This window comes from Streptomyces sp. NPDC047022 (assembly GCF_040644155.1).
Taxonomy (GTDB): Bacteria; Actinomycetota; Actinomycetes; order Streptomycetales; family Streptomycetaceae; genus Streptomyces.
In genome coordinates this window covers 204,518-214,295 of sequence record NZ_JBEYVV010000010.1, presented here as the reverse complement: position 1 = coordinate 214,295, position 9,778 = coordinate 204,518, and the positions used below count along the sequence as shown (strand labels likewise).

Below are 9,778 nucleotides of genomic sequence, written 5' to 3'. Positions count from 1 at the left end.
CGCCTGATCATCGACGCGCTGCGGACCCCCGTCGTCGTCACGCGCACCAACGCCAGACGATCTTCGGCACTCAACGCAACCGGATACTTCTTCTGCGAGGACACGGCACCCCTGCCCGGCCGAACGGAAACGACAAAGGGAGCTTGCCCGACCCCAACTCCACCAACCAGGACAACACTTAGCCGCGACAATCTACTAGTGCCGCAGCAGGCAACGTTCGCCCCGTCGCGACGCCCGGCCCTCAACGGGCGAACGTTGCCTGCCGCGGCACTAGTGATCCGGGCTCAGCCTGACGGAAGACGGCCGGACAGACTCCCGGCGCATGACCTCTCGCGGCAACTCGGCGAAGGTCGCGCCCCATCCCGTCCTGTGTGCGAGGCGGGGCGGGACCGTCCCTCCTGAGTGAGGTCGGCAACTCTCCTTGCCCCCAGGCGAGTTCGGCTCTGGCGCGTGGCTCACATCACAGGCGGCGGGAGCGGAATGTGGAGCCGGGCTCCACATCTTCATGGCAAGCTCACAGATTGTTACTCGTCGGTAGTGCACTGCGTGCCGACGGGTTCTTCCGCGACCCCCCACCACCTCAGGACAGGTCTTGCGCAACCGCAAGTGGCACCTGCGTGCCGCCGTGCCCGCTCTCACCGTCTCCGCCCTTCTGCTCGCCACCGGCTGCTCGTCCGCGCCCGGGGCCTCGAACGCCTCCGGTGCCGCGCCCGCCGGGACGCCCGGGGCCGCCGTCGAGGCGGCCGACAGCACCGGCGGCTCCCTCGCCGTCGCCCCCGCACCGGAGGGCACCGCGACCGCTCTCGCCCGGCCCGGCGAGAGCGGGGGCCGCGCCCATAGCAGCAACCTCAAAGTCAGCTCGTACGACCGTCACACCCGACGTGCCGTCATATCCGCTACGGCCGGCGGTGCGGGCAAGGCGACGCCCACGCCTTCGAGCGCCACGCCTTCCACCACCGCTCCCTCGAACACCCCGTCGTCCACGCCGCCCTCGGCAACTGCGTCGAGCGGCACGGGAAGACCCGACCCGCACCGCCCGGTCGCCGTCGGGGACGTCATCGCCAGTGCGCCCGCTCCCGGCGCCCCGCAGGGCCTCCTCGCCAAGGTCACCCAGGTGATCGGTGCCACCCGGAGCGGCACCGAGGTGCAGACGGCACCGACCACCCTCGATTCCCTCCTCGGCGCGGACAAGGCGAAGGGCACTGTGCCCGTGGACCCCGCGTCCTTCGACGTGCAGCGGCTGCTGCCCGATGTGAAGGTCTCCTGGGCCAGGACGGGCAACGTGCACTTCGGCCCCGAGGGCGCGAAGGTTCCGCTGGGCAGCCTGCGCGTCGACGTACGGGCCGCGGTGCCCACGCCCAAGGGCGCACCCGTCTCGGCGGACGCGACCGTCGACGGGTACGTCCAGGTCGCACCCGAGGTCGACTTCTCGTACGGAGGCGGCGGCTCGGGTGCCGCGGCTCGGCAGGCCGGACCTGCCTCCGCCTTCCTCGGGGTATCGGGCGACTGGACCTCCCGGTGGTCCCTGAAAGGCCGCGCCGCGGCCTCGAAAACGCCCGTGCGGCTGCCGTTCGCCAAACTGCACGCCGACCCCGTACTCCAGGTGGGCCCCATCCCCGTCGTGGTCAACCTCGATCTGACCTGTTACTTCGAGGTCAGCGGAGACGGCAAGGTGACCGTCTCGGCCGAGCAGGACCTCAAGGGAGACTTCAAGGCCGGCGGAACCTTCGGTCTCGCCAAGGGCTGGACCCCCGTGAACGAGTCCACGATGACGGGCACACCGGTGCGCGCCTCCGTCACGGCCGCGGGCCATGTGAAGGCGGCGCTCGGCGCCGAGGCGTCCGTCGGCTTGTACGGCGCGGTGGGGGTCACCGCCGATCTCGCGCCGTACCTGCGTGGCGAGGCGTCGGCCGCCGCCACCGCGACCGTGGGCGGGAACTCACGGCCCACGGCGACCGCGACCGGATCATGGGCCGTCTACGGCGGCGTCGATCTGAGCGGAGCACTCCAGGTGCAGCTGTCCGTCTTCGGAACGCCCGTCTTCCGTCACACCGTTCCGCTGGGCACGCTGCACCGCGAGTGGAAGCTCGCCGCGAGGGCCGCGTAACCGCGCACGAGTTCGCGCAAGTCAGCGCCGACCGTGCGTCCCATGGGGTGTCCTCCGCATCCCTGGGACGCTACGGCTTCGACGCCACCGTCCCACGACGGGGCAGCCGCTGAGGACGTCCCGGCCTCATTGGGTGAAGTACAGGGCCGGATGCCGCGGGTCGGCGGAGCAGACGTGGATTCCGGCGTCCGCGACGTCGTCCACGCGGAAGCCGGTTGCCTCCGCGGCGAGCGTGTACTCCTCCGTCCCGAACACCAGGTGCCGCCCCGTCACGGTGCACAGGTACGTATGCGGGTTCTCCGATATGAGCGGCAGGTGCTCGTAGGAGTCCACCTGGAGCAGGAGGACGAGAGGCGCACCGCACTCGGGGCAGTCCAGACTCCTGGGCATGTCCCCGGAGGCCCAGGACTTGCTGCCGCCGACCTTCCAGCCGCCCGTGAGGCTCTCCCCCCAGTAGAGGCTGTGAAGCTCCTCCGAGTCCTCCAGTCGCTTCCGGAGCCCGGCGGGCAGTTCTTCCCACCACGGGTACTCGACAACCCGCTCAGGATGCACGGTGCACGGACGAGGGACCTCGTCCCACTCCTCGTCCCAGTGCTCCCAGGGATCGGGCTGCGCCCCCGGCTCGTGCACGACCTCGCCGGAGCGCCGCCAGAAGACCCTGCAGCGCTTGCCCTGGAACTGTGGTTCCGGCATGCCGTGCACCTCAGGGCACCAGACGATCTGCACCAGGTCGGCACCCTCTGGGAAGGCGATCTCGGGGACGTCGGTGGCGTACAACTGGGCCACGGACACCATCGGCGCCGGTTCGCGACCGTGGTCCCCGTCCGCGCAGTGCGGCCAGGGCTCGTCCGCAGGCCAGAGCATCGGCCCACCGACATGGCTGTCCCGGATGCCGGGCTCGCCACGGCGCGGGCGGAGCCCGACGACCGTGCGGGCGAGCGAGGCCAGTCCAGGCAGGGCGGCCAGGAGACGGGCCAGGTCGTCCTCGCCCTCTTCGGGAATCTGCGCGGTACCGGTCACATGTGCACTCTTGCACGCACCTCTGACATCGATACGGACCCGCCCGCAGCATCAGGGCCCGGCCTGGCGCCTCACTCGCCCTCGTCCTCCTCTGCGCCTTCCTCTTCCTTCTCCCCTTCGTCTTCCTCGTCGTACCGGTCTTCATCTTCCGGATGCTCGTCCTCCTCTTCGTCTCCCTCCTCGGGCTCCTCCTCGGGCTCCTCCTCGTACTCCTCTTCCTCTTCCTCCATCGCCTCCTCGTGTGTACGGACCACCTCGCCGTCCCTGATCTCACCGCGCCAGCCGTCGGCAGTCTCGTCGGACAGCGAGACGTAGCGCTGGAAGTGCTTGGCGTCGAGCCTGAGCCTGCGTCCCTGGGCACGCCACAGGTTGCCGGTCTTCTCGAAGAAACCTGAGGGGTAGTACTCGACGACCAGCACGACGCGTGTGAGCGTCGGTGTCAGTTCATGGAAGCTGACACATCCCCGGGTAGTGGCCTTGGCGCCTTCCGAGGTCCACATGATGCGCTCGTCGGCGATCTGCTCCTGGATGGTGGCCTTCCAGGAGCGTGTGGAGGGCCCCACCTTCACCTTCCAGTCGGTGCTGGTCTCGTCTCCCTGGGACACGCTGCGCACGCCCTTGGTGAAGGAGCTGAACTTCTCGAAGCGGGTCCAGTGGTCGTAGGCGACGCGGACGGGAACACCGACATCGATGTGCTCGATGATGGTCGTGACCTTGGGCTGGCCGGACTTGCGTCCCTTGCCGCCGCCGAACAGGCTCGAAGCCTTCTCGGTCACGCTGTCCTTGATGCTCTTCGCCTTCTCGCCGAGCAGGGCCTTGATCGGTGAGTCCCCCTGGAGGACGCGGACCCCGACCTTGGGGAGGACTCCACCGTTCTCGACCACGTCCTGCAACTGGTCGGTGAGGCCTTCCATTTTGTCGCCTGCCACGTCCGCGAGATGCTCCGCCTGAGCACCGAGGTAGTCGACGAGTTCTTCGCGCAGCCGTTCCAGGCCGGAGAGTTGGTCCTGCTCAGACTTCTGTGCCGTGCTGGCCATGGCCTACCTCCGCCGTGTGGACGACTTCTTGGCCGTCGTCTTCTTCGAGGCGGTCTTCCTTGGGGCTGTCTTCTCCGCAGCGGGCTTTCTCGCCGTGGTCTTCTTCGCCGGAGTCGTCCTCTTCCCGGCCGTCCTCTTCGCCGGTTGTGCCTTCTTGGCCGGGGACTTGCGGGCAGACGCCCTGGACGCTTGCCGCTTGGCGGCCCGGCGACTCCTCGGAGACTCCTCTTCCTCCTCCTCTTCGCCCTCGGCCTCTTCTTCGGGTTCCTCTTCCTCCGGTTCGTACTCTTCCTCTTCCTCTTCGTCCTCTTCCTCGTCCTTCTCGCTCCCGATGCGAGCGGTCCGTTCATGCAAGGCATCCGCCAGGTCTCCGAACTTGCGGTCGGCGGCGGCAGCGAGCGCCTGGCGCCCGGCGTCCTTGAATTCGCCGCGCATCTGTTCGTTCAGGTCGGCGAACTGCGGCAGCTCCTGAAGCCTTTTCAGGCCTTCGGTGAGCAACTGCTGCGGTGCGAGGCCGAATCGACGGCCCGCCAGGTAGGAGCCCACCGCAAAGGCGAGGCGCCCCTTCTTCGCGCGGCCGAGGACGTAGCCACCGGCGACTGCGGCAGCGAGGGCGATCTTGGTCGAATCGTTCATGGGTGATTCCCTCCCGGTGAACCGCTCGCGCGCACTGGGGGCGGCGCGAAGGCAAGAGAGCCCCATCGCGGCTCACTTTTTAGGTGTATATGCTGAAATAGTACGTTCAAGTGACATGGGAGCGCCGCTCCAGCCACGGAGTCAGGAACATGACCGCGTCAGACAAAGACGGCACAGGGAGTGGCAGGCGACCTTCTCGCCGTGACAGTGCCCCCCGCCGTTCGACGAGCGGCGGCGCACACCGGTCCGGCAAACGGTCGGCTGCGTGGGCCATGCGGTCCGCAGCAGGCCAACTCGAGGAACTCCTCGGACGCGCTCCCGAATCGGTTTCCGCGATAAAGCCGACGGAAGACGGGTGGGAAGCGGAGGTCGAGGTACTCGAGCTGGAGCGAGTCCCCGAGACCACCAGCGTCATGGGCACGTACCACGTGACGCTGGACGAGGAGGGCGACTTGCTGGCGTACGAGCTGACCCGCCGCTATACCCGCGGTCAGACCGACCGGCGCCGCTGAACGCACAAGCCGCTGAACGCACAAGGAGGCGCGGAAGGGAGGCGCCATGACCGTGGTACCGCAGAGCGGAGGCAGCATGTCACGTGGGGGCACGAGCAGCCTCTACGACGTCCTGGACCTGATCCTCGATCGCGGCCTCGTCATCGATGTCTTCGTCCGCGTGTCCCTCGTCGGCATCGAGATCCTCAAGATCGATGCCCGCATCGTCGTGGCCAGCGTGGACACCTACCTGCGCTTCGCCGAGGCGTGCAACCGCCTCGACCTCGAAGCCGGCAGTCGACAGCCCGCGCAGCTCCCCGACCTCGTCGGCGAGATCACCGAAGGCGGTGCCGCCGGTAAGACCAAGGGGGCGCTCACGGGTGCCGTCGAGGCCGTCAGGGAATCCTTGACCGGTGGCGGCGACGAGGAGGAAGAGGAAGAGGCGGAGGAGGCCGAGATCGTCGAAGAGCCCAGGCAGCGCCGCCGACCGGCCCACAGGACGTCCCGACGGGCTCGGGACAGGGAGTGACCATGGCCGTCTACGTCTACTCCATCACCTCGAAGAGCCACCCGACGCGTCTGGACGAGCTCCATGGCGTCGGCGAACCCCCTGGTGCGCTGCGTACCGTCACCGCCGGAGTGCTGAGCGCGGTCGTCAGCGACGCACCCGACGACCTGCGCCCCAAGCGCCGCGATGTCATGGCGCACCAGGATGTCCAGCTGCGGCTCATGGCCGACGGGGCGGTGCTGCCGTTGCGGTTCGGGATGACGGCCGAGAGCGACGAGGCCGTGCGCGCGGTGCTGGAAGACCGTGCGAGCGAATACGAGGAACAGCTGCGGAGCCTCGAGGGCACGGTGGAGTACAACCTGAAGGCTTCCTGGGACGAGGAGGCACTGCTGCGCCGGATCCTCCTGGACTCGGAGGAGGCGCGCAGGCTCAACGACGTGGGCCGCGAAGGCACCGCGACCCCCGAGATGTCACTCGCACTCGGAGAGCTTGTCGCTCACCAGGCCGAGGCACGACAGGAGGCGCTCGCCGCGGGCATCATCGAGGCATTGCGCCTCCACGCGCGCGACGACAGTGTCTCCCCGCCCGGCGGCCAGGACTTCCTCAGCATCTCCTTCCTGGTGGACAAGGACAAGGAGGAGATGTTCCTGGCCACGGAGATGAGCCTGGCCGACCAGTTGGGTGAGGAATGCGGGCTCCGGCTGCGCGGACCGCTTCCTCCGTACAGTTTCGTCTGAGAGGCGCTGCTCATGGGCTTGATCACCGAGATCCTGGCCTTGCCGCTCGCGCCGGTGCGGGGCGTGGGCTGGGTCGTCGACCGAGTGGTCGAGGAGGCCGAGCGGGTGTACTACGACCCCGAGCCAGTGGAGCGTGAACTCGCCGCGCTCGAGAAGGCGCTGCTCGAGGGCCGCATCGATCAGCAGACCTTCGACGAGCAGGAGGACCGCCTCCTGGACCGCCTGGAGGAGATAACGGCCTTCTGGCGGGGCGACGCCGCTCTTTGAGCGGGAATCGAGGCAACCGCGTGACGGATTCCCCCGCAAGCCGATTCGGCTCGTCCCCATCCCGGGCAGCCGGCCCCTACGGCTACGGCCCGGGCTCCAGCGCGAACCTGGCCGACATCCTCGAACGCGTCCTGGACAAAGGGATCGTCATCGCCGGGGACATCCGGATCAATCTCCTCGACATCGAACTGCTCACCATCAAGCTGCGGCTCATCGTCGCCTCCGTCGACAAGGCCAAGGAAATGGGCATCGACTGGTGGGAGCACGATCCTTCGCTGTCCTCTCGTGCCGACGACAGAGCGCTGACCGAGGAGAACAAGCGTCTGCGCGCCGAGATCGACGCGCTGAGGCAGGAGCGGGAGCTGTCGCCCGGCGAGGAGCGGACGGCATCCGGCCGGGGCCGTGCCGCGCGGCACTCCCCCAGGCGCCGGAGCGGAGCGGACGATGAGTGAAGCGGTCACCTACGCCTACGCCGTGCTGCGTGACGAGGAGGGGCTCGCCACCATGGCGCTGCGGGGCGTGGAGGGTGTGACAGGGGCACCCGTCCACCTGGTGTCGACGAGTCCGGCGAGCGAACTCGCGGCAGCCGTCAGCGCGGTGCCCGCCGCCGACTTCCAGGAGAGTGCCCTGCGGCGCCATCTGGAAGATCTGGACTGGCTGGAGGACGTCGCCCGCGCGCACCACAGCGTGATCGAGGCCCTGGCCGCGCACACCACCGTGCTGCCGCTGCGGCTCGCCACGGTGTACCTCGACGACGAGCGGGTGCGAACGATGCTGCGCGAGGACGCGGAGGGCTTCGCGCACGCGCTGCGGCGGCTGGCGGGTCATCTCGAATGGGGCGTGAAGATCTACGTCGAGCCGCGGCCGGACGAAAGGCAGCCGGACGACACGCGGGTCACAGGCACCGCGGGCCCGGCGGGCGCCGCGGGGTCGCCCGACGCCCTTGGCCCGGGCCGGGCCTACCTGCGCGCGCGCCGGGTCCAGCGGCACTCACGCGACGAGTCCTACGAGGCCGCTCGGCAGGCCGCCGAGCGTGTCGAGGCGATCGGCCGCGCGATGGCGGCCGGCCACGCCACGCACCGGGTGCAGCAGGGCGCACTCGCCGGCGGCCCGGGCGAGAACGTGGTCAACGACGCCTACCTCCTGGCTCAGGAGACCGCCGAGGAATTCCGCACACGAGTCCTCGATGCCGCCCAGGGTCTGTCCGGCGTACGGATCGACGTCACCGGGCCCTGGGCCCCGTACTCCTTCGCCGCACCACCCGACACGGCGGACCCCGCGACGGCACCGGACCCGGCGCGATGAACGCCGTGGAGCGCCCGCCCGAGCCCGAGCCGCTGGCGCAACGCCAGGTGGCCCTCATCGACCTGCTGGACCGACTGCTGAGCGGCGGCGTCGTCCTCACCGGTGACGTGGTGCTGTCGATCGCCGACATCGACCTCGTACGCATCTCCCTGCGAGCCCTCATCGTCTCCGTGAGCGCCCAGAACCCGTCACCCTGGGAGACACGCGAGACCCCTCGGGGGACAACCGCCGCACGCTCCGAGAGCGCGACGTGACGGCCTCGCCCGGCCCGGCGGACCGCCTCGGCGAGGTCGCCGAAGCGGCGGCACGGGCTTTCCGGCTCCTGCCCGCCGTACCGGACGACATCACACCGGCGGGACGGCGCACACCACCGCGCCCGGCTCGCAGGATCAGCGCAGACCCCGACACGGTGGAGCGCGACCTGGTCAGGCTCGTCCTCACCCTGGTCGAACTCCTGCGCCAACTCATGGAACGGCAGGCGCTGCACCGCGTCGACCAGGGGGACCTCAGCGAGGAGCAGGAAGAGCGGCTCGGCGCCACCCTCATGATCCTCCACGAGCGCATGAGCGATCTGTGCGCCGAATACGGCCTGACCATGGAGGATCTCAATCTGGACCTCGGCCCGCTCGGCACGCTGCTGCCGCCGTCCGACCCTCCTGGCTGACCGTCAGGGCGCCTCACAGCTCGCGCAGAGCGGGCAGCAGCGCCTTTTCCGCCCAGTCCAGGAAGGAGAGTTGCGACGCGCCGCCGATCTGGATGAGCGCGATCTCGGTGAAGCCCGCCTCCACATACGGGCGCACGGCCTCCGCGAACACCTCCGGATCGTTCCCGCACGGGATCGCGTCCGCCATGTCCTCCTCGCGTACGAAGGCACCGGCGGCGGCGAAGGAAGCGGGACCCGGGAGTTCGGCGTTCACCTTCCAGCCGCCGCCGAACCAGCGGAACTGCTCGTGCGCCCTTCGCACGGCGGCAGCCCGGTCCGGGTCGTGGCACACGGGCAGCTGCCCCACGCGCGCTTTCCCCGTACCACCGTTGCGGTCGAAGGCAGCCACGAGGTCCGCGTCCGGCTCGACGGCGATCATCAGCTCGGCGAGCCGGCCGGCCAGTTCGCACGACTGACGGCCGGAGACCGCCACGCCGATGGGCGGCGGGTTCTCGGGGAGGTCCCAGAGTCTGGCGGACTCGACGTCGAAGTGCGTGCCGTGGTGGTTGACGTAGCCGCCGCCGAACAGCCCGCGGATGATCTCGATCGCCTCGGTGAGCATCGCCTGGCGCACATCGGCCGCGGGCCAACCACCGCCCACGACGTGCTCGTTGAGATTCTCGCCGGAGCCCAGTCCGAGCCGGAAGCGGCCGCCGGACAGCAGTTGCATCGTGGCCGCCTTCTGCGCGACGACCGCCGGGTGGTACCTCATCGTCGGACACGTCACATAGGTCATCAGGGGAATCCGCGAGGTGGCCTGCGCGGCCGCACCCAGCACGGACCACGCGTACGGGGCGTGCCCCTGTTCTTCCAGCCACGGAAAGTAGTGGTCGGACGTCACCGAGAAGTCGAAGCCGGCGTCTTCGGCCCGGACGACATGGCTCACCAGGTCTTGAGGGCCGGCCTGCTCGATCATCATCGTGTATCCGAATCGCACCATATGTCGGCGACTACCCGACCGGCCCCC

The 9,778-nt window shown here is 69.3% G+C and carries 13 protein-coding genes; 9 read left to right on the top strand and 4 right to left on the bottom strand.

Annotated elements, in window-relative coordinates; all coding sequences use genetic code 11:
• Positions 1 to 592 precede the first annotated feature (592 nt).
• Complete coding sequence (locus tag ABZ845_RS14465; RefSeq protein ID WP_360978149.1) at positions 593 to 2,107, top strand: hypothetical protein; 1,515 nt, start codon at positions 593 to 595, stop codon at positions 2,105 to 2,107.
• A 126-nt stretch (positions 2,108 to 2,233) separates the two neighbouring features.
• On the opposite strand, the gene ABZ845_RS14460 is transcribed toward ABZ845_RS14465, so the two are convergent.
• The 3 genes from ABZ845_RS14460 to ABZ845_RS14450 form a co-directional block, all read right to left on the bottom strand.
• On the bottom strand, positions 2,234 to 3,127 hold the full coding sequence (locus ABZ845_RS14460; protein ID WP_360978146.1) for a hypothetical protein: 894 nt from the start codon (positions 3,125 to 3,127) through the stop codon (positions 2,234 to 2,236).
• Positions 3,128 to 3,198: 71 nt separating this feature from the next.
• The gene (locus ABZ845_RS14455; protein WP_360978143.1) at positions 3,199 to 4,164 is read right to left on the bottom strand and encodes an SRPBCC family protein; all 966 of its coding nucleotides are present in this window, start codon (positions 4,162 to 4,164) and stop codon (positions 3,199 to 3,201) included.
• A 3-nt stretch (positions 4,165 to 4,167) separates the two neighbouring features.
• Positions 4,168 to 4,800 carry a histone protein gene (locus ABZ845_RS14450; RefSeq protein WP_360978140.1) on the bottom strand — a complete coding sequence of 211 codons (633 nt, stop codon included), beginning with the start codon at positions 4,798 to 4,800 and terminating at the stop codon, positions 4,168 to 4,170.
• Positions 4,801 to 4,949: 149 nt separating this feature from the next.
• Between ABZ845_RS14450 and ABZ845_RS14445 the strand changes: the two genes are divergently transcribed.
• Genes ABZ845_RS14445 through ABZ845_RS14410 form a run of 8 tightly spaced genes read left to right on the top strand, consistent with a single transcriptional unit; the run spans position 4,950 to position 8,772 of the window.
• Positions 4,950 to 5,312, top strand: a complete 363-nt coding sequence (locus ABZ845_RS14445; RefSeq protein WP_360978137.1) for a gas vesicle protein — start codon at positions 4,950 to 4,952, stop codon at positions 5,310 to 5,312.
• 46 nt (positions 5,313 to 5,358) lie between these two features.
• Positions 5,359 to 5,820 (top strand): gas vesicle structural protein GvpA, encoded by a 462-nt coding sequence (locus tag ABZ845_RS14440; RefSeq protein WP_360978134.1) that lies wholly within the window; start codon positions 5,359 to 5,361, stop codon positions 5,818 to 5,820.
• 2 nt (positions 5,821 to 5,822) lie between these two features.
• Positions 5,823 to 6,536: a GvpL/GvpF family gas vesicle protein gene (locus ABZ845_RS14435; RefSeq protein WP_360978132.1), complete on the top strand. Its 714-nt coding sequence runs from the start codon at positions 5,823 to 5,825 to the stop codon at positions 6,534 to 6,536.
• Positions 6,537 to 6,548: 12 nt separating this feature from the next.
• Positions 6,549 to 6,803 (top strand): gas vesicle protein GvpG, encoded by a 255-nt coding sequence (locus tag ABZ845_RS14430; protein WP_360978129.1) that lies wholly within the window; start codon positions 6,549 to 6,551, stop codon positions 6,801 to 6,803.
• Positions 6,804 to 6,823: 20 nt separating this feature from the next.
• Positions 6,824 to 7,255, top strand: a complete 432-nt coding sequence (gene gvpJ / locus ABZ845_RS14425) for a gas vesicle protein GvpJ (RefSeq protein ID WP_360978126.1) — start codon at positions 6,824 to 6,826, stop codon at positions 7,253 to 7,255.
• Complete coding sequence (locus tag ABZ845_RS14420) at positions 7,248 to 8,108, top strand: GvpL/GvpF family gas vesicle protein (RefSeq protein WP_360978124.1); 861 nt, start codon at positions 7,248 to 7,250, stop codon at positions 8,106 to 8,108. The genes gvpJ and ABZ845_RS14420 overlap by 8 nt, the downstream gene beginning before the upstream one ends.
• Positions 8,105 to 8,362, top strand: coding sequence for a gas vesicle protein (locus tag ABZ845_RS14415; RefSeq protein WP_360978121.1), 258 nt, complete (start codon positions 8,105 to 8,107; stop codon positions 8,360 to 8,362). The genes ABZ845_RS14420 and ABZ845_RS14415 overlap by 4 nt, the downstream gene beginning before the upstream one ends.
• A complete protein-coding gene (locus ABZ845_RS14410) occupies positions 8,359 to 8,772 on the top strand; it encodes a gas vesicle protein K (protein ID WP_360978118.1) in 414 nt (137 codons plus the stop codon). Before ABZ845_RS14415 ends, ABZ845_RS14410 begins: the two co-directional genes overlap by 4 nt.
• Before the next feature lie 13 nt (positions 8,773 to 8,785).
• Here ABZ845_RS14410 and ABZ845_RS14405 read toward each other — a convergent pair whose 3' ends face one another.
• Entirely contained in the window at positions 8,786 to 9,751 is a 966-nt protein-coding gene (locus ABZ845_RS14405) for an LLM class F420-dependent oxidoreductase (RefSeq protein ID WP_360978115.1), read from the bottom strand.
• Positions 9,752 to 9,778: the final 27 nt, after the last annotated feature.

Bases quoted from the DNA above. Each gene is read 5' to 3' on its own strand.
- ABZ845_RS14455 (WP_360978143.1), bottom strand. From the start codon at position 4,164: ATGGCCAGCACGGCACAGAAGTCTGAGCAGGACCAACTCTCCGGCCTG.
- ABZ845_RS14450 (WP_360978140.1), bottom strand. From the start codon at position 4,800: ATGAACGATTCGACCAAGATCGCCCTCGCTGCCGCAGTCGCCGGTGGC.
- ABZ845_RS14445 (WP_360978137.1), top strand. From the start codon at position 4,950: ATGACCGCGTCAGACAAAGACGGCACAGGGAGTGGCAGGCGACCTTCT.
- ABZ845_RS14440 (WP_360978134.1), top strand. From the start codon at position 5,359: ATGACCGTGGTACCGCAGAGCGGAGGCAGCATGTCACGTGGGGGCACG.
- ABZ845_RS14435 (WP_360978132.1), top strand. From the start codon at position 5,823: ATGGCCGTCTACGTCTACTCCATCACCTCGAAGAGCCACCCGACGCGT.
- ABZ845_RS14430 (WP_360978129.1), top strand. From the start codon at position 6,549: ATGGGCTTGATCACCGAGATCCTGGCCTTGCCGCTCGCGCCGGTGCGG.
- ABZ845_RS14420 (WP_360978124.1), top strand. From the start codon at position 7,248: ATGAGTGAAGCGGTCACCTACGCCTACGCCGTGCTGCGTGACGAGGAG.
- ABZ845_RS14415 (WP_360978121.1), top strand. From the start codon at position 8,105: ATGAACGCCGTGGAGCGCCCGCCCGAGCCCGAGCCGCTGGCGCAACGC.
- ABZ845_RS14405 (WP_360978115.1), bottom strand. From the start codon at position 9,751: ATGGTGCGATTCGGATACACGATGATGATCGAGCAGGCCGGCCCTCAA.